The organism is Blastococcus aggregatus (genome assembly GCF_900221005.1).
Lineage (GTDB): Bacteria > Actinomycetota > Actinomycetes > Mycobacteriales > Geodermatophilaceae > Blastococcus > Blastococcus aggregatus.
Genome location: NZ_OBQI01000001.1, coordinates 1,004,484 through 1,022,319 on the forward strand (window position 1 = coordinate 1,004,484; position 17,836 = coordinate 1,022,319).

Sequence of the window (17,836 nt, forward strand, 5' to 3'; positions counted from 1 at the left end):
CCTCCCGAAGCGGAGGCTGCGGAACGGCCCGCGGTTCCTGGCCTCGAGCTGCAACGGTTGGTGCATGAGCCCCCCGAGCGGCGCGTGATGCGGACGTTCGCGCAAGCCCTCGCCGCTGTCGACCGGGTGATCGTCGCCCCCGAGCGGACGCCGTCCGGCGGGGACCTGCAAGCTGCCGTCGTCGCCGGCGCCAGCCGGGAGATGGTCATGGCCTTGCACCGGGTGCTCACGGACGAGGCGGTGGCGGAGTTCGAGGCGGCCTTCTCGTGGGCGGGCGGCGTCATGGCACCCGCGGGGATCCCGAGCAGCGTGCGGCTGCCGGCGGCTGCCGCACCGCGGCTGGAAAAGGCGGCGCAGCAGCTCAAGGCGTCCTCGTACAGCCCGGACGAGATCGTCACCGGGCCGATCGTGGAAGTACGGCACGAGCCGGACAACCCGTTTGGCGAGATCTCGGTCCAGACGGTCCGCCGTGGGCGGCAGACGGAGGTGCGAGTACGACTCCGCGCTGGCCAACTGCTGGAGACCTTCGACTGGGCGCGCGACGGCCGCTCGGTCGTCTGCGAGGGCCGGGTCCGCCGGATCCCGGGCCGGCCGCTGATGATCGACGAACCGCGGCGGGTGCAACCTCTGGACGAGACGTACCTGCCGACAGCGGCTCCGCCACCGACGGCTTCTGACACCGACGGATAACGAGCCGGGAGCTCGGGACCAGTCGCACCACAGGCGAGAACTGGTCATCCCCGGCTGACCGGACGCGCGGGGCCATCGTCGGAGGTCCGGTACAGCCCGTGACCTGATCGGTACAGTCCCGGAATGCCTCTCAGCCGCCCACCGGCGCCTGCCCCGGCGGCCGCCGCGGTGCGCGGCGTCCCGGTGCGCCACGCAGTCAAGCGCGCATGACGGTCCCTGGTCGGCTGGCTGCCGATGTCGCCGCCGCGGTCTCCACCTTCGGCGCCGCTGTCGCCCCCCGGCTGGCGAGCGGAGCAGGCGAGCCCGAAGACCAGATCCGAGGGCCGCTCGAGAACCTGCTGGACACGGCGGCCGCTGCACTCGGCGTGCGCTTCTCCGCGGTGGGCGAGGCGTCGCTGGCTGACCTGCGCGTCCGCCCGGACTACGCCACCCTGGTCAACGACGCGATCACCGGCTACGTAGAGGTCAAGCGCCCCGGGCGGGGAGCCGACCCGACGCGGTGGCCGGCCGGCAGCCACGACGGGATCCAGTGGGCCAAGCTCAGGGCGCTACCCAACGTGCTCTACACCGACGGACAGCAGTGGGCGCTGTACCGCACCGGCGAACGCATCGGCGAGATCGCGACGCTCACCGGTGACATCCACACCGCAGGCGCCGCGCTTACCGCGTCGGACGAGGGCTTGGCCCGGCTGCTGTCGGAGTTCCTGCTGTGGCAGCCGGTGGCCCCGCGCTCGATCTCTCAGCTCGTCAACTCCGTCGCTCCGCTCACCAGGCTGCTGCGCGAAGAGGTCACCGACACCCTGACCCGTGAGCAGCGCGTCGGCGACGGCCCATTCAGCCGGGTCGCCACAGACTGGCGCGCGCTGCTGTTCCCCGACGCCGACGACGCCGCTTTCGCTGACCAGTACGCGCAGGCGGTCACGTTCGCCCTGCTGCTGGCCCGAACCGAGGACATCGAGTTCGCTGGCAAGTCCGTCGACGCCATCGCCCGAGAGCTCGGTCGGACGCACTCGCTGTTGGGCAAGGCGCTGTCTGTGCTCACCGACGAGACGATCGGCGTCCTGACCGTCACCCTGGACACGCTGGTTCGGGTCATCGCCGTGGTGGACTTCGGGCGGTTCGCCCACCACCGAGCCGACCCCTACCTGCACCTGTACGAGCACTTCCTGGCCGAGTACGACCCTGCGCTGCGCAGGCTGACCGGCTCCTACTACACCCCCGCGGCCGTGGTCTCCGGCATGACCCGCCTCACCGACGAGGTGCTGCGCACCCGCCTCGGCCGTTCGGCCGGGCTGGCCGACCCGACCGTCACCATCGTCGATCCGGCGATGGGCACCGGCGCATACGTCCTCGACGTGCTGGAGACCGTCGCCGACAACGCCCGCTCCGAGCAGGGCCCCGGCGCAGTACCCGCACAGCTGAAGGACGCCGCCGCCCGAATCGTCGGGGTGGAAAAGCAGGCCGGGCCGTTCGCCGTCGCCGAGCTCCGCGTCGCCGAAGCTCTGCACCGGCACGGTGCGGTGGCGCCGGCCGGCGGCGTGCGCCTCTACGTCGCCGACACCCTGGACAACCCCTTCGCCGAGCAGGCCCGGCTCGCCGCGACCCTCGACCCGATCGCGATCTCCCGCCGCTACGCCAACAAGATGAAGGCCGAGGAGCCCGTCGTCGTGGTGCTGGGCAACCCCCCGTACCGGGAGCGGGCGAAGGGCCAGGGCGGCTTCATCGAGGACGGCGCTCCGAACACCGCGCAGTGGGCAACCCCACCGCTGGCCGCCTTTCGCGAACCCGGCAACGGCTTGGCCGAGTACGTCCTCAGCAACCTGTACGTCTACTTCTGGCGCTGGGCGACGTGGAAGGTGTTCGACGCCCACCCCGACAGCGGCGACGGGGTCATCTGCTTCATCACCACGTCCGGGTACCTCAAGGGACCCGGGTTCGCCGGCATGCGGCGCTACCTGCGCGCTCACGCCTCCGAGGGCTGGATCATCGACGGCACACCGGAGGGCCACCAGCCCGACGTGAACACCCGCATCTTCGGGGGCGTGCAGCAACCCGTCGCGATCGGCCTCTTCGTCCGTCGCAGCGACAACGACCCCGAGGTGCCTGCCCCGGTGCACTACCGGGCGCTACACGGCCGGCAGTCGGAGAAGTTCGACGCGCTCAAGGCGATCAGCGTCGACGAGCCCGACGGTTGGGAGGACTGCCCCACCGGATGGACCGCCCCGTTCCTGCCGGCCGGCGGCGACGAGTGGGCAGCCAGTCCCGCACTGGAGGACCTCTTCCCGTGGCAGAGCCCGGGCGTCAAGCCGAACCGGACCTGGGTGTACGCACCCCTGCCGAACACGCTCATCCAACGCTGGCGCACCCTGGTCACCGCACCGGACGACGAGAAGCCCGACCTGTTCCGAGAGTCTCGGGATGCCAGCCTGACGCGGAGCAAACCGGGACTGCCCGGATTCGAGCACCCCGCTGGTCCTGTCGCCAACGAGAGCGGCCCGTGCCTGCCGCCGGTGCAGGTCGCCTACCGGTCCTTCGACCTCCAGTACGTCATCCCGGACGACCGCGTGCTGTCGACGCCCCGAACAGACCTGTGGCGGGTCCGTGGTGAGCACCAGCTGTACGTCACAGAGCTGCACTCTGAGGCAATCCGGCCAGGTCCGGCGCTCACGTTCGCGGCCCACACTCCGGACATGCACCACTTCAAGGGCAGCGGGGGTGGTCGCGTCCTCCCGCTGCACGCCTCCGCCGACCGCAGCCGACCGAACGTCGCACCCGGCCTGCTCGACCTGCTCGCCGAGCACCTCGACGTGGAGGTCGGCCCGGAGGACTTGATCGCCTACGTCGCCGCGGTGACCGCTCATCCCGGGTTCGCCGCCCGATTCGCCGAGGATCTGCGCACCCCGGGCATCCGTGTTCCGCTGACCGCAGACCCTGACGTGTGGTCCGCCGCCGTCACCCTCGGCCGGAGGATCCTGTGGCTACACACCCGCGGAGAACGAATGGCGGATCCTTCGGCCGGCCGTCCCGCCGGGCTTCCGCGGATCGCCGACGAGTCGGCCCGGCCGAAGGTGCTCACCGCCGTCCCGGACTCGCCCGATGGGATGCCGGACGAGCTCGGCTACGACCCTGCCACGCGTGTCCTGTCCGTTGGTGAGGGCCGGATCGGACCGGTCGCCCCGGAAGTCTGGGCCTACGAGGTGTCGGGGATGAACGTCCTCCGGAAGTGGTTCGGCTACCGGCGTGCGACGAGGCCCAGGACGCGCGGCGAACAGTCCCCGCTCGACGACATCAGACCGACCTCCTGGCCTGCGGCGTACACCTCCGACCTGCTCCAGCTGCTTGAGGTCCTCACCCTCGTGACGCAGGCAGAGCCCGAGCAAGCAGAGCTCCTCGAGCGCGTCATGAGCGGCGCAAGCATCACCGTGGCCGACTTGACCGATGCCGGCGTCCTCCCGGTGCCGTCCGACCGGCGCAACCTGCCGCGCCCCACGGCGGCATCGACAACGCCGGAGCAGATCCTCATGCCGGAGGCATGAGCTCGGCTGCCGCAATGGTCCGGCAGCAGCGAGAGGAGCGGCGAGCGCGTCATCCGCGGGCGGGCCAGTGCACCAGCGCTGCCCCGAACGGCGCCACGCCTCCTGAGCTGAATGGTCCGTCGTAGCTGAGCCTTCCCCGCAAGAACTCCACCTCCGCTCCTGCGTCGGCCACCCACCGGACCCACCATCCGGTGCACGGCGAAGCCGGGATCAGCCCGGTCGTCCCGACTCCGCGGCGAGCGGTGTCAACACAGAGCTCCAGGAACTGCCCCAGCAGTGATGCCGGGTAGTACGGGGCGTTGCAGTACACGACCTGCTCACCCTCAACGAGGTCCGCCCAGACGACGGTGCGGGCGTCCCTGCGGGCAGGATCCGAGTGGGTGGGTCCCAGCCAGTTGTCGACCAAGGCACTCTCGGCGCAGGCTGCGGCATCCAAGCCGATGTTCCAGGTGTCGAGCACGCGCTTGCGCAACGTCGACGGAGTCCACCACTGCGACCGGTCGGCAACCGCCTGGCGCCGCTGCTCGGCACGGCTGCGCCGCGCCCACACCGCCTGTCGGCACCGCTGCCCGCAGTACTCCCGCGGGCGGCCCGTTCCCGCGTGCTCCAGCGGCATCCGACACCCCGCGCACACTCGCCGCCGCCCCATGTCCGCAGTCTGCGTTTCGTCGACGCGCAGCATCGACGAAACACGCCCGTCCGGAACGTGCCGTGACCGGCCCGTGATCAGGCGGCCGAACGCGGCCGGCCCCGGGGCCGCCATGTGGCAGCCCCGGGGCCGGCAACGGACACCGCAGTAACACGCGACCTTCGGTCCGGCGGGCCGTCAGGCCGACTGCACGGCCGACGGGTGCGGCGGCATGACGAAGTCCTCGGGGCCGTGTTCCTCGACCACGAAGCAGCAGACGGGGCAGCCGTCCACCTCGGCGGGCCAGGCCATCACCATCACCATCACCAGGCCCGCGACCGCCCGCAGGTGCTCCAGCGTGGGACCGACGTGGTCGCACTGTCCGGCCGCGTAGCGGTACGGGTTGGACATCAGGGACGACAGCTCGTTCCACATCGTGGTGCTCTCCACGCCCGTGTCGCAGAAGCCGTGGAGTGCCACCTCGTGGTTGATCAGGAACGCCGCCAGTGCGTGCAGCTCAGTGAGGGCCTGTGGCAGGCACTCCGCCGGCCCGGCCACGATGTCGTCGATCAGCGCCTCGCGGAGCTCCAGAGCGCGGCTGGGCTCGGAGCTGATGGCGCACAGCGCGTCGTACACCCGCACCTGCGTCTCCTCGGTGGGGGACGTCGCAGGGATGTCGGCGGTCGGGTGCAGGCGGGCGACGCGGGGCAGGAAGTCGTTCACGGTCTCGTCCTTCTGTTGGGGTTGCCGCTTGCGCGGCCTGAGAACAGCGTGCGTGGAGCGAGGACCCGCTCGCGCCGGGAGATCGGGCGATTTCGATGTAGGGCCTACGGCCTACGCGGTCGCGCCCGCTGGCTCCCCGTCGTCGGCAGCTTCCGGCCTCCACCGGACGGACAGTGCCGACCTCGTCGCGCTGGTCACTCACCAGCGTCGCGTCCGATCGAGAGCGCGCCGGTGTGGACGCGGGCGCCGACGGACAGCGGGGCCGTCGCGGCATCCGTCGTCTCCGGAACGAGCGGCCACGGCCGGCGTCGGGGGCAGGCCGCCGCCGGGTAGTGACCAGGACGGTGGAGGACTGTGCGGCCGGCCCGTCGGGTGGTCCGCCGGGCTGCTCGGCCGGCGGCTGCGCCGAAACTGAGCCCCGACCAGGTGCGCGCTCCTCTCACAGCGACAGCGCGGACGAGATGGGTCTCTCGGCGTTCCGCTCGCCCTCCCGTCGGCTGCGATCGGCACGCCCGCCATCGACCCGTCAACCGATCACCGCACGGTCACGCTCGGAGGCCTGCCACACCGGGCCGGCCCCGGGCCAGCTGCTCCACGCCTTCCTTGGCGCCGCCGTAGGCGGCGAGCGGCGCGCAGCGCCGCCGCGTCAGCACGCCTACAACAGAGCGTAGAAGGGGCGACCGCAAACCCACAGCTGAGCGGGGGTGTCATGCCGCCGAAGTGTGGCCATCTGGCCCCACACGCGTGACCGAATGGCCACACCTCATTGCGCACCCATCGCCACCCCGGACCGGTGCTGTCCGGCGCGCCCGCGCCGTCACACCACCGACGAGAGGGTTCCCCCGATGGCCAAGAAGACCAGTAGGGAGCGCGGCAGCACGACCCGCGAGCTCCGGGACATGCACACCGGTGAAGTCGTCCTCGCCATCACCCCGAAGGCCCAGCTCCACTACGAGCAGTTCACGTTGGTCTTCTGCCACCCGATGCAGACGTTGCTGCTCACCCAAGGACGCCGGCACGAGCGGGACTCGGCGCTGCGCCCGGTGCACTGGCGACTGCTGTGGTGGGTCATCGCCAGCATCAGCTACGAGAACCGGATCGACCGGTACGTGGCAGACATCGCACGCGACCTCGGCAACGACCGCAGCACCGTCAGCAAGGCGCTGCGCGTGCTGCAGGACCGCGGCCTGATCCGAACCCACCGCGAGGGCCCCGGGCGACCGCTGACGATCCTCATCCACCCCGCCCTGTGCTTCCGCGGAAAGGCGAAGCAGCGTGCCGCGGTCTTCAGGGAGCACTGGGGCAACACACCCCTCCCGCCCGCGCTCGGCGGGTGGACGCCGGCAGCTCAAACGACCGCCGAACCGGAATGGACCGCCCCGCACGGTGCCGGCTGACTCCGGGATGGTGGCGCTACGTCCCCACATCCGCACGGTCAGCGCAATGAACACTCGCTCGCTCCCGGCAGCGGCGGTCGGCCCGCCGCCGCTGCCAAAGGCCGATGTACTCGCCGCGGTCTCCACTGCGTTGCGCCATGACGGCCCTGACTGGGCCGTGCTGGAAGCCTGGGTGTTCGCCCTCACCGTTGTCACCTGGGCGGCTCTGCGGGCCGTTCCCGAGGAACTCCACGACTTTCTGTGACGCTGGCGCCCCATGAGGCCTACGCCTGCGGTGATGGCACCTACGGAGGCGAGGATCTTCTGCGCTGCCGCCACAGCGGCACCCTGCCGCCTGGTCCTCACCGTGGTGACCTCGCGCAGGTCGGCCCCTGGCGGGCTACGACGTTCACCCGTGGCGAACGAACCCCGGTCGGAGCGAGGTGAGGTGTTGGCGTTGCTGCATGCAGTCGGCCTCGGCGGCTGAGCCTCCTGGACCCGGCTGGCCTCACCCAGCAGCTACCTCTCCGGCAAGGTGCCTCACCAGGCCGCCGCCGACGCTGCGCGCGTTGCTCGCGCCGCCGCACGCTTTGCGGCGGCTAGCGCAGCGGCGCAGGTGCAGTCCGGATCCCGCTGGCGGAGTCGGCCCAGATAGCACCTGGCGGTGCGTGCCCGTCGACGGGCGCTGCGGGCGTCGGCGCCGCAGCGGCTGCCGGATGATCGGGGGCGTCTCTCGTCGGTGACTGCCCGAAGGGCGGCGGCCGGAACTGGCGCCCAGGAGCTGGCGCACTACCAAGCATGCGACGGAAGCCCTTGTGGGCTTGGACGCAGCGCCGAGCGGTGTCGGCATGAACGAGCCCCTGTCCGTCCGTCCTGTCCCCCGGTACCGACTCGTGGCCGGCAAGCACCGCGCCACCAGAACCAACGACCTGCCGACGCTGGCCGACGCCCTCGCTCAGCTCGGTCACGAGGCTCGAGGCGACGATGCGCTCGGCGCCGACTGGGCCTGCTGGGCCGACTGGTGCTGGCGAGCCGGAGTTCCCCCGCTGCCGGCTTCACCGGAGACTGCCCAGGCCTTCGCGGCGGACGTCGCAGGCGACATGCCGGATGCCGACGCCCTCCTCGACATCATCGTCGTCGTCGGAGACCGGCACCGCGCCGCCGGTCATCGTGACCCGTTCGACGGGCGCATCCGGTGACCCGCCGTGGGGCCGCACCACGGGCGCCACGAGTGGTGAAGGACATGAGTGCGCTGGACGCAGGCATCAGCGCGCTGCTGGATCTGGCCCACCACGCGCCACGGACCCTGGGCCTGGCCGACGAGGAGCAGCGCAAGCTGGCGGAGTGGGCCGCTGCGCACGGCAACGGTGTGACTGCGATGCCCGCGCTCCCGGTCGTCGTTGCGTCTTACCTGGCCTGGATGGCCGCAGGGGAGGTGGACGTGGACGGCCGTGTCCTGCGGAGGCCGTACGCGCGCAGCACGATCCGCATCGCCCGTGGCGGCATAGGGCTGGCTCACCGCCGCGCCGGGGCGTCGGACCCGACCGCCGACCCCTACGTGCGTGCAGTGATGCGTGGCATCGCCCGCTGCCTGTGGATTCGCCGCCCCCGCCAGCAGGATCCGCTCACCGACGACCTGCTGCTCAAGCTCGTCACCCTGCGCCCGCCGCTGCCGGCGGTCACCGCCGTTCGCGACCGCGCCGCGGTGCTGGTCGCTCGCGCCACCGGCATGACGCTCACCGAGGTGGCCGCCCTGCCCCGCTCCGCCCTGACCATCCTCGCCGCCCGGGCAGTCCTGCGCCTGCCCACAGGCCCGGTCACCCTGGCATGCCGGTGCACCGCGCCGGCCGGCGAACTGCTGTGTCCGGTCGCCGTACTGCGTGACCTGGACGCCGACCTGCCGGCCCGGGCTGAGCTCTTGTTCGGCGTCGTGCACGCCGACCGGAACCGGGGAGCCGGTCCGTTGACCTACCCGGAGTCTGCGGCGACCGAACGGGTCCTGCGCGCCGTCCAGGCCGCGGTCTGCGGGGCCGGCGTGCGCTGGCCGGCGCGTGCGCCGCTGCCGGTGCACGACGACGACGCCCTGGCGCTGCTGATGGCCCGGCTGGACCCGGAGACGACAACGTGGGTGCGCGACACCGCCGCCCTCTTGGTGGGCTGGCACCTTGCGCTGCGTGGCGGGGAGGTGGGCGGGGCCCTGGCGATGGCCGACCTAACCCGCGATCCCCTGGGCTACACCGCGAGGCTGGGCCGCACCAAAGGCGACCAGGTCGCGGCCGGCACTCCGTTGAGCCTGATGTCGACACGTGAGCCGCTGCTGAACCCGGTTGCCGCGCTAGATGCATGGCTGCTTCGCCGCGGCCGAGACTCCGGACCGGTGTTCACCTCGATGCACGGCGGCCGTCCCCGGCTCGACCGGCCGATGACGACCACCTCGGTGAGCAGGACAGTGCGCGCTCGCGCGGCCGCGGCGGGCCTGACCGGCCGCTACTCGAGCCACTCGCTGCGGATCGGCTTCGTCGTCACCGCGGTCAAGCTCGGTGCGTCCATCCCCGACCTCATGACGGTCACGCGGCACCGTGATCCCGACATGGTGGGCTACTACGCCCGCGGGCTGCGCGGCCGGGCCGACCCGAAGGTCCTCGCCGAGGTGCTCGGCTGGAAGGAGCCGGCCGCGTGAGCACCGCGATTCCGGCCTCCCGGCCGGCGGAAGTAGCCGCCGCCAACCGGATGGCGGCAGCCCACATCGGCGAGCGGACCCGCAGGCGGACAGCCAAGACCGCCGCCCGGTACGACAAGTGGGCAGTCGCGAACTTCCAGCCGCAGGTGCCCGCGGCCGATGCGGAGGCGATCACCCGCTGGCTGCACGCACACCTCGACCTGTGGGGGCACGGGACGATGGGGGTGTACGTCGACGACCTGCGCCGGGCGCAGCTTGCGGCCGGGGGCGCGGATCCAACCGGCGGCATGGTCCGGGACTACCTGTCGGCGGTCGGGCGCACGAAGGGGCGTCGGACGCTGCCCCGCGTCGTCGCCCTCGACCTAGCGGAGATGGCGCGGGCCGCGGAACGGGACCTGCACTCCGAGCAGCCCGGCGGGCGGCTGCTCGAGCTGCGCGGCGAGGTTGCGGTCCTGTTGACCCATGCACTGGACGTACCGCTGGGCCAAGTGGCCGGCATCGAGCTAGACACAGTCACGGCGACCGCCGCCGGGCTACATCTGACCGTGCCTCCCCACCGCGGCATCGGCCGCACCACGCCGGCATCGGAGGCGCGCACCGTCATGCTGGCCCGGTCCGGTCGCGCACTCGACCCGGTGGCCGCCGTTGAGGAGTTGCTGGAACTGCTGCCGGCGGGCACGACCCGGCTGCTCGGCTTCGGCCTGCGTCGCGCCGGCGGGCGGCAGACGCCGGCGGCGACCGAGGCCGGGGTTCCTCAGCTGGTCTCCCGCATCCGCGCCCAGCTCGTCGCTGCCGCCGTCCGCGCCGGCCTGGACCCGGCGTCTCTCGGGGATGACGGGTGCGGGGCCGGCCTCAGCGACGCGGACACCGGATGGCTGCTCGCCCACCTGAACCCGAGCATGGTGCGGCAGCTGCGCGACCTCACCTACGGCCTGCTGGGGACCGCCACGGCCAGCCGCCACGCCGGCCTGGCCGATCTGGAAATCCGCGACCTTGAGGCCACCGACACCGGGTGGGACGTGCGGTTCCGGCAGGAGAAGAACAACCCGGAGGGCGTCGAAGAGCTGGTCCGCGTCAGGCCGGTGGACCACGAGGCCGAGAGCCGCGCGGGATGCCTGGCGTGGTGCCCTGCCTGTGCCCTCGACCGGTGGTTGCTCGTCATGCGCCGCTGTTGGCTCGTCGAGCACGGCCTGCTCCTTCCGGCGATGCACGGCAACCGCGGTCCGAGCGGCCCGCTGGACGACTGGTACGGAACGCAGATCCTCCGGGGGCTGCTCGGCCGGGACGACGTGAGCACCCGCTCGATGCGGGCGGGCACGATCACCGCACTACGCGCCGAAGGGGCAGACTTCCGCGCTATCGGGGATGTCAGCGGGCACCGGTCGATGCCGCAGCTCACCCGCTACCTGCGGATCGTCGACCCACACTCGGGCCAGTACCACCCCCCGCTCTGACGCGGTGCTGGCATGCGTGGCGTTGGGCAGCTCGGGCATGCGGGTCACGAAGCGGTCGGCGTCGCCCTTCTCCGGTGACGTCTTCTTGCGCTGTCGGCCGTCCGGCTCGCGGAACGCGGACGTCGTAGACCTTTACCTCCCGCCCCGTCCGCCGGGTCATGCGGGGCCCGACGCTAGCCACGGTCCACCCCGGGCGCGGCTGCGAGGGCGTCGAGCTGGGTGCGCACTCGGTCCAGGTCGACCCGGGCCTGCAGCATCAACGACGGCCTCACCGTCGAGGCGCTCGGGGCCTGAAGCTCGCGGGCTCCCCGCCGTCTGCTTCGCCGATCATGGTTGGCATGACTGTCTGGGAGTACAAGGTCGTCGAGCCCAACATGAAGATCCGCGACCGCATCGAGGTCATGGAGAGGGAATTCAACCATGTGGGAGAGGAAGGCTGGGAGCTCTGCAGTGACCACGCCGGCTCCTACACCTTCAAGAGGCCCCGACCGGCCTGACCACCGCGGCGCCCGCCGCCTGAGCTCGCTGGGCCCGCCGGCGTGGGATCGGCGGGCCCAGCGCAGATCAGCTAGTCCTGCTCGGGCACGTCGGACCGCTCGACGATGCGGATCTCCCGGCCGACCAGCGCCCGGAGCCGCAGGCGGAGCTCGAACATGTGCGTCATCTGCTGGAGCACCTCGTACGGGTCCACGTCGTGGATCAGGAAGTCCGTCGCCCGGACCTCGCCCTGCCCGTGGATGTCCGTGCCCGCCGGGACGGCGACCACGTGCAAGCTGTGCCGGTGCTCGCCGCCGCCCAGGTCCAGGCCGACGATCATCCAGTCGTCCTGGTCCAGGCCGACCAGCTCGTACAGCGACCGGCCCGTCATGCGCTCGTCGAGCTGCGCGGTGCCTTTCCAGTCCGGGTAGGTGACTTCCGCGTCGCCCCACAGGTAGTCCTCATCGACAGTCACTAGCTGCTCCATTCGAGTCGCGGGTGCTTGTCTCCGTCGGGCGACGGGGACGGATCTTGCCGAGGTCGTGCGTGATCGGCTCAGGACCGCGGGGGCGCCCGCCGGCCCTCCCGACTGGAGGACCGGCGGGGCCTTCTTCCGCGCCGAGCTACGTGGGGCACACCGGCATCGACCGTCTCAGACTCATCACAAGGCGCAGGGGCGGCTTGGGCGGACTACAACGGTTGGTGCAGAGTGTGCAGTCCTAGACACCGACGCTCGACGGCTTCTGCTGGCAGGCTTCCGGCCGCCGAGATGTCAGGCCTAGGGGAACAGAGGTCGGGGGGCGCTCACGAAGGTCCAGAACGCGCACTCACCAGACCGCCCGATGCAGGGCGGGAGGGTCGAGTGCTGGCGGATGAACGCCCGCTGGCCGTACTGGTCTCGCCAGTAGCCAGCCTTCGGGCACCGCTGTCCTGTCTTCCAAGCGCCTCCCGGACCGAGCGGGGCACCGAGACGTCGCGTGTAGCGGGCCACGGATCACCGCCTCTCCCGTGGAAGGAGTGGATGACCTTGCAGACGAACTTGTGCCGGGGGACCGCGACACCGCTGCTGTCGTGCTCGTGCGGAAGTCAGTGGTGGACCCTGGATGGTCCCGACGCCACGACGCCGCCGCAGGTCACGCTGGGGCGCGACGGCACGATCGGCGGGTACGTGGGCGTCGTTCGATGTGGGGACTGCGGCCGGCCAGCTCCGGTGGGCTGACGACAGCGGTCGAGCATCGAGCCGCCCGGGGTGTCCGGGCATTCCGGGTCCTTGTGCGTTGGAGGCGTCAGGTCGGGGGGCGAGTCCAACCTCTGGGCCTCTCGACGGTAGCCGAACACGCGTGCGAACCAAGCGCGACGCGCCGACATGTCGACACGAAATGCAACCAAGCGGGACCTCGGAGCTACCACGAGGTCCCGCTCAGTTGCATGGAGCGGGGGCCAACCCGCTCAAGACGTCCTCCAACGGACGGATCCCAGCATGCCCGGTTCGGGTGACGTTGTCACGTGACAGGACGGTGTCGCGTACACCACTTTCCCCGCTTACGTCCACCGCTTGTGCACAACGTGATCCACAGGATGGCGGCTGGATGCGCCGCGGGCAGCCTGGGGTCAGCAGCGCCCGGGGGACGCCGTCATGCCCACCTCGTCGGTGCTCTCGAGCGCCGCGTCGCGCAGCAGCGGGAGCAGCGCCTCAGCCGCGGCCCACGTCAGGGTGATGGTCGCGGCCGCCGTCGTGAGGGCGATGACGGCGTCGGACCCCTCGGGGCGATCTGGGTGCGGTCACCGTCGTGCTCGGCGGTGGCGCTGCACCACGCCGGGTGTACGGGGGTGGCGATCTGCTGACGACCGCGCCTTGGGCACGGGTCCTCATCCAGCCGCAGCGACCCGGCGGCTCAACAGGCGCCGTGCAGGGTCGTTGACCCGGCGGTCCTCGGCGCGTGCGTAGCCGATCAGAACCTGCACGCTCTTGTGCTTGGTGATCTTCTGGATCTCCGGGATGGGGAAGCCCAGGCGGATCAGCTCGGTCACCAGTCCGATTCGGAGGCTGTGCGCGCCGTACTTGCCCGGGTCGAGGCCGATGCGTGAGACGTAGAGCTGCACGAGCGCGTTGATGGCCTCGCCGGAGAGCGACTGGAAGCGGTCGCGCCCTGGGACCCGGTCGATGCTGTCGTGCCGGTCGACGGGGGCGAACACCGGCCAGTCGGGGATGACCTCCTCGGGCGGCCCACCGACGATGCGAGCGACGGCGGTGCGCCAGGCGTGCAGCGCGCGGCCTGGGTTGAGCACGTCGGTGGGATCGGGAGAGACCGGAACCGACACCAGGGTGTCCTCCGCCTCCCCGTCCTGGTTGGTCTTGGACCACTTCAGGTCGATGACGAAGCCCTCCTCGTCGATCGAGTCGAAGTGCTCCCAGCGCAGGTAGCTCAGGTTCGACCGACGCATCGCGGTGATCCACCCGGTCGTCAGCACAGCCTCATCGCGCACTTGACCGAGCGTCGGGGCGGCCAGCGCCAGCAGCACCTGGCGCAGCTCTCCGTCGCTGGCACCGGCCAGGGCCGTGCGTCCGGCGAGTCCGGCCAGCCGCCGGACCGCCTTCGCGACGCCCTGCTTGGTCAGCGGCCTGCGCTCGACCGACGTCGCCTCGGCCCCGTCCTCGGCGACCGTGGTCGCTGTCCGTGGCACCGCGAGCAGCGGCGTGTCCGGCGCGAGCACGCCGTTCTCCCCGGCCAGTTGCCGCAGCTGGACGGCGAGCAGCTCCACCGGGCAGGTCGCCGGGTCGCCGGTCGCGGCGAACACCACCTCGACCTCGCCGGAGGCGCCCTTGTGCGGGCTGGGCAGCCGGACGATGGCCTCGCGGCGCGTGAGTTCGACTCGCCCGCAGGTCAGCCGAGCGAGGACCCCGGCCCCGGCCGCCGGCCGGGACGCCAGCAGGGCCAGCGCCCGATCACGGGCGACACCGGGCTCGACGGTGCGGACCTCCCGGACGATGCGCTCGAGCTTGGCCCGGTCGATGGCCGCCTTGCGGCAGTCCTTGTGCACACCGAAGGTGCGCCGGATGCCGCGGACGACGTTGCTGACGTACCGGTCGTCGGAGGGCCGAGGGAACCGGTTCGACGCGTGGTAGCGGTTGATGGCCGTCAGATGGACACCCATCGACTGCGGTCGCAGCTTGCCGCGCTGCGGCTTGCCCTCGTCGGTGAACAGCACCTCGCCCGCCTCGTTGTAGGCCAGCGCCAGCGAGGTCAGGTAGGCGCCGACGACGACCGGTTCGGCTGGGAGGGCGGCCACGCCCCGCTCCTCGCACCAGTCGCAGAACGCCTGCCAGGCCGCGTCGTAGTTGCGCTGGGTGTTGGAGGCCAGCGCCCTCTGGCTCAGCTCGACACTGTGGAGGGCGTGGACGCCGAGCTTCGTTAGCGTCTCCGCGTCGACCTCCGGCAGCGGCATCATCGGCGCCATCCGCGGTGACACGATCCCGCGGCCCGCGAGCAGCGACGCCATCGTCTCGTCGACGAGCTCGCCGACGACGATCTCGCCCAAGTCGTCGGTGACGGCGGTCGAGAGGGGCACGGGCAGGGTGGTCGTCACCGGGTCTCCTTCAGGTCGGACGCTGCGCGCCGCGAGGCGACAACCGTGCGCCGGTGCCTGGGTGCGGCATTCGTCGCCGGTTGTCGCCCTCACTGGGCGTGGACAGCAACGACCGTCCGGCTGACCTGGGCAAATGCACGGAACCGACCACTTTGGGACCGGCACTTTTCTCCGAAGCAGAGGCCAGGGTTGTCCCAACCAGGGCCGCCACTTCTGGGGTCATCCGCGGTCACCGGGCGCCCGTCATGGGCCGGCAGTAGCTCCGCGGCGGTCGGTGCGCCCTACGTCACACACGGTCGACTGCCGTACCGCACACGCTCCGCACCGTCCGGGTCGTCATCACCGACGACCCCAGGAGACACCGTGAACGACCGCATCACCATGATCGAGTCCATCCACGCTCGGCTTACCGAGCTCAGCCCGGAGGGCACGAACGTCATCGACGACCCCGCGTGCATCAGCGTGCTGATGAGCATGACGCCCGATTCCGAGGTCACCCGCAACGGCGACCGCTGGGTGGAGAGCCGCAGCGAGCGCCTGAGCGCCGGCCACACCGTCTATGCCGTCATCTCCCGGCAGGCGGACGGCGAGCTCCGCGTCGCCGCCCACACCGACGTCTGGGCGGCGAACGCCGAGCGGTCTCGCCTCAACGAGGTCGTCCTCGGCCGGGCGCGTGGCGTCCGGATCCGCAACATGAACGCCCTCCAGCTTCTGCACCGCATCGTCGTCAACGAACACGGCGCCGTCTTCCATGTCGGCGGGCTCTACCTCGACGCTCACAGCGGTCGCATCGTCATCGATCTGCTGGACCTCGACGAGGACGACAACCCCATCCCCGGAACCGAGTGCGGCGTTTACAGCCTCGACGGCTGGGAGGTGCACTGACCCGCACAACCGCTGCGGACAGCCCCCACAGGCGCCCTGTGGGGGCTGTTTGTCTGCGCGTCCAGGCGGTCCACGTCGGCGTCAGCCGGGCCCCGCCCGGCTCCTGAACCCGAATGCGGTCCGCCGGCCAAGCGGCACGTTGTCGCCGCCCGCGGGTCACCGCGGCGCCGCTCAATCGAGCCGATGGAGGCACCCATGCCCGAGATCCCGACGACGACCCGGACCACCGGAACCGCCGCCACTTCCTCGCCGAGACACCGCAGCAGGCTCCACGGCCTCGGCTACAACCTGCCCGATGTGTTCAAGGCGGGCTGGAACGGCGGAGGAGCCGCGACGAGCACCGGGCACCGACGGGTGGTCCGCACGGTGGACCCAGTCGCTCGCGACATCAGCCGAGTGCTGCCGTTGCCTGTGATCGGCTTCGCCGACGGTGTCCAGACAAGGTCCTTGCTCCGGCACGTGGAGCACCGGCCCGTTTCGCTGGTCTGGGTGGCAGCCGGCGCCGTTCACGCACCAAGCGCGACCCTGTTGGAGTTCCGCCAGCGGCTCGAACTGGTCGGCTCCGCCGCGGACGGCGCGGTCCTCGCCGGGCTGAGCAGGGCGGGCCGGGGACTGCCGTTCCACCTGCTTGAGGAGCTCACCCCGTGGGGCGTCGCCGTCGCCACACAAGCCCTCGTCGACGAATGGCGGCAGGGGCTCGAGCGGGATGTCATTGCGAGCACGGCGATCCCCGAGGGCAAGTACCTCATCGTGGATGGATCGATCCGGCGGTACGCCTGCGACGGGTTGGTCGGCGTCGTCAAGGCTGTGGAAGATACGCAGTACCTCGGAGATGAGTCCGCACTGCCAGACAAAGCCGGCTGGCGCAGCCCAGTCTTCAGTCTGCCCGCCAGAACCACCTCGGAGCGCGCCGTCGTCTCCACGTACCTCCGGCTGCACAGCTCGCCCGGTACCGAGAGCTGGTCGCACGGCCTGATCCGGCTTGAGGCCCATGACCCGGAGACGCTGGACGCGGCGTGCGCGCTGGCGCTGCGGCACCGGCAGTCACGGGGGTCGGGTGATCCACGGTGGGCGACCCACCTCGAGGGCATGCACCGGGCCGAGGAGGTTCTCAAGGCCTTCCGGCACCCCTTCCTGGAGTGGTGACCGGCGGCCCGCCCCACTGACGACGATCAGGAATGGCCCCCGCCAGGTCGACGGGGGCCATTCGGTCTTGCGCTACGCCGAGACGCGGTGGGGCCGGATCACGTCGATCCGCTCTGATGCGATCCCGTTCTGCAGCTGGCAGGACCGGCAGCTGAGCAGATCGTCATCGTGTTCCTCGGCCCACCATGTGGCTTCTTCCAGCAGGAGCTGAGGATGCAGAAGAGGCCAACGGGTGGGGAAGTCGTGCTCCAACTCCGCCTCGATGAGGACGGCCTGGCGTGCCAGGGCGTCCGCGTCGTCGGGAAGGCGGTGCTTGGTGCGCTCCACCACCAGCCGTGACAAGAGCCTCAGCGTGCCAACCAGAGCCTGCCAGTCCTGCTCTCGCACCTGCCGGGGAGAAGGAAACTGGCGGGCACTGCGTTGGCGAGCCACCGGGGCTTGCGCCGGGCGGCCGGTCTGAATCGGTTGAGGCATGTGGTGCCCTCCGAAGAGGAGGCGCGTGCCGGAACGCTGATGCCCCGGCGATCCGCGCGGGACATGTTGGTGTCCACGGCGGACCGTCGCGGCGCCCCGCCTGCGCGCAACCAGGAGAGTCAGATCGCGCCAGATCAGTGGTCACTCGAGAACGCGGTGACGCTGCGGTGGCCCGCTGC

15 protein-coding genes are annotated in these 17,836 nt (G+C 71.3%); 10 read left to right on the top strand and 5 right to left on the bottom strand.

Translation table 11 applies throughout. From position 1 onward, the window contains the following. Window positions 1-60: 60 nt before the first annotated feature. Window positions 61-690, top strand: a complete 630-nt coding sequence (locus CRP29_RS22395; RefSeq protein ID WP_141437057.1) for a hypothetical protein — start codon at window positions 61-63, stop codon at window positions 688-690. Window positions 691-896: 206 nt separating this feature from the next. Further along, entirely contained in the window at window positions 897-4,226 is a 3,330-nt protein-coding gene (locus CRP29_RS05065; protein ID WP_097193881.1) for a type ISP restriction/modification enzyme, read from the top strand. A gap of 49 nt (window positions 4,227-4,275) precedes the next feature. Here the strand turns inward: CRP29_RS05065 and CRP29_RS05070 are convergent, their stop codons facing one another. Next, window positions 4,276-4,908, bottom strand: a complete 633-nt coding sequence (locus CRP29_RS05070; RefSeq protein WP_176522825.1) for a DNA N-6-adenine-methyltransferase — start codon at window positions 4,906-4,908, stop codon at window positions 4,276-4,278. 144 nt (window positions 4,909-5,052) lie between these two features. After that, window positions 5,053-5,577, bottom strand: a complete 525-nt coding sequence (locus CRP29_RS05075; RefSeq protein WP_097193883.1) for a hypothetical protein — start codon at window positions 5,575-5,577, stop codon at window positions 5,053-5,055. An 845-nt stretch (window positions 5,578-6,422) separates the two neighbouring features. Here CRP29_RS05075 and CRP29_RS05080 point away from each other — a divergent pair. The 6 genes from CRP29_RS05080 to CRP29_RS22610 all read left to right on the top strand — a co-directional run bounded on the left by CRP29_RS05080 (window position 6,423) and on the right by CRP29_RS22610 (window position 11,584). Further along, window positions 6,423-6,974, top strand: coding sequence for a MarR family transcriptional regulator (locus CRP29_RS05080; RefSeq protein ID WP_176522826.1), 552 nt, complete (start codon window positions 6,423-6,425; stop codon window positions 6,972-6,974). Window positions 6,975-7,020: 46 nt separating this feature from the next. Further along, a complete protein-coding gene (locus CRP29_RS05085; RefSeq protein ID WP_141437058.1) occupies window positions 7,021-7,218 on the top strand; it encodes a hypothetical protein in 198 nt (65 codons plus the stop codon). Window positions 7,219-7,801: 583 nt separating this feature from the next. Next, window positions 7,802-8,152, top strand: a complete 351-nt coding sequence (locus tag CRP29_RS05090) for a hypothetical protein (protein WP_141437059.1) — start codon at window positions 7,802-7,804, stop codon at window positions 8,150-8,152. Between the two features lie 44 nt (window positions 8,153-8,196). Further along, window positions 8,197-9,633: a site-specific integrase gene (locus tag CRP29_RS05095; protein WP_141437060.1), complete on the top strand. Its 1,437-nt coding sequence runs from the start codon at window positions 8,197-8,199 to the stop codon at window positions 9,631-9,633. Further along, window positions 9,630-11,087 carry a site-specific integrase gene (locus CRP29_RS05100; RefSeq protein WP_097193888.1) on the top strand — a complete coding sequence of 486 codons (1,458 nt, stop codon included), beginning with the start codon at window positions 9,630-9,632 and terminating at the stop codon, window positions 11,085-11,087. Before CRP29_RS05095 ends, CRP29_RS05100 begins: the two co-directional genes overlap by 4 nt. A 338-nt stretch (window positions 11,088-11,425) precedes the next feature. After that, window positions 11,426-11,584, top strand: a complete 159-nt coding sequence (locus tag CRP29_RS22610) for a hypothetical protein (protein ID WP_176522827.1) — start codon at window positions 11,426-11,428, stop codon at window positions 11,582-11,584. A 71-nt stretch (window positions 11,585-11,655) separates the two neighbouring features. Here the strand turns inward: CRP29_RS22610 and CRP29_RS05105 are convergent, their stop codons facing one another. Then, window positions 11,656-12,039: a hypothetical protein gene (locus CRP29_RS05105; RefSeq protein WP_097193889.1), complete on the bottom strand. Its 384-nt coding sequence runs from the start codon at window positions 12,037-12,039 to the stop codon at window positions 11,656-11,658. A 1,394-nt stretch (window positions 12,040-13,433) separates the two neighbouring features. After that, on the bottom strand, window positions 13,434-15,152 hold the full coding sequence (locus tag CRP29_RS05110; protein ID WP_097193890.1) for a site-specific integrase: 1,719 nt from the start codon (window positions 15,150-15,152) through the stop codon (window positions 13,434-13,436). Window positions 15,153-15,515: 363 nt separating this feature from the next. Between CRP29_RS05110 and CRP29_RS05115 the strand changes: the two genes are divergently transcribed. Both CRP29_RS05115 and CRP29_RS05120 read left to right on the top strand, forming a co-directional pair. Further along, the gene (locus CRP29_RS05115; protein WP_097193891.1) at window positions 15,516-16,037 is read left to right on the top strand and encodes a hypothetical protein; all 522 of its coding nucleotides are present in this window, start codon (window positions 15,516-15,518) and stop codon (window positions 16,035-16,037) included. A 195-nt stretch (window positions 16,038-16,232) separates the two neighbouring features. Continuing rightward, a complete protein-coding gene (locus tag CRP29_RS05120) occupies window positions 16,233-17,183 on the top strand; it encodes a hypothetical protein (protein WP_097193892.1) in 951 nt (316 codons plus the stop codon). Between the two features lie 72 nt (window positions 17,184-17,255). Here the strand turns inward: CRP29_RS05120 and CRP29_RS05125 are convergent, their stop codons facing one another. Then, window positions 17,256-17,525 (bottom strand): hypothetical protein, encoded by a 270-nt coding sequence (locus tag CRP29_RS05125; RefSeq protein ID WP_141437061.1) that lies wholly within the window; start codon window positions 17,523-17,525, stop codon window positions 17,256-17,258. Between the last annotated feature and the right edge of the window lie 311 nt (window positions 17,526-17,836).

What these genes read in the sequence shown, in the direction of transcription:
- CRP29_RS05065 (WP_097193881.1), top strand. Translation starts at nt 897, where the DNA reads ATGACGGTCCCTGGTCGGCTGGCTGCCGATGTCGCCGCCGCGGTCTCC.
- CRP29_RS05070 (WP_176522825.1), bottom strand. Translation starts at nt 4,908, where the DNA reads ATGCTGCGCGTCGACGAAACGCAGACTGCGGACATGGGGCGGCGGCGA.
- CRP29_RS05080 (WP_176522826.1), top strand. Translation starts at nt 6,423, where the DNA reads ATGGCCAAGAAGACCAGTAGGGAGCGCGGCAGCACGACCCGCGAGCTC.
- CRP29_RS05085 (WP_141437058.1), top strand. Translation starts at nt 7,021, where the DNA reads ATGAACACTCGCTCGCTCCCGGCAGCGGCGGTCGGCCCGCCGCCGCTG.
- CRP29_RS05090 (WP_141437059.1), top strand. Translation starts at nt 7,802, where the DNA reads ATGAACGAGCCCCTGTCCGTCCGTCCTGTCCCCCGGTACCGACTCGTG.
- CRP29_RS05095 (WP_141437060.1), top strand. Translation starts at nt 8,197, where the DNA reads ATGAGTGCGCTGGACGCAGGCATCAGCGCGCTGCTGGATCTGGCCCAC.
- CRP29_RS22610 (WP_176522827.1), top strand. Translation starts at nt 11,426, where the DNA reads ATGACTGTCTGGGAGTACAAGGTCGTCGAGCCCAACATGAAGATCCGC.
- CRP29_RS05120 (WP_097193892.1), top strand. Translation starts at nt 16,233, where the DNA reads ATGCCCGAGATCCCGACGACGACCCGGACCACCGGAACCGCCGCCACT.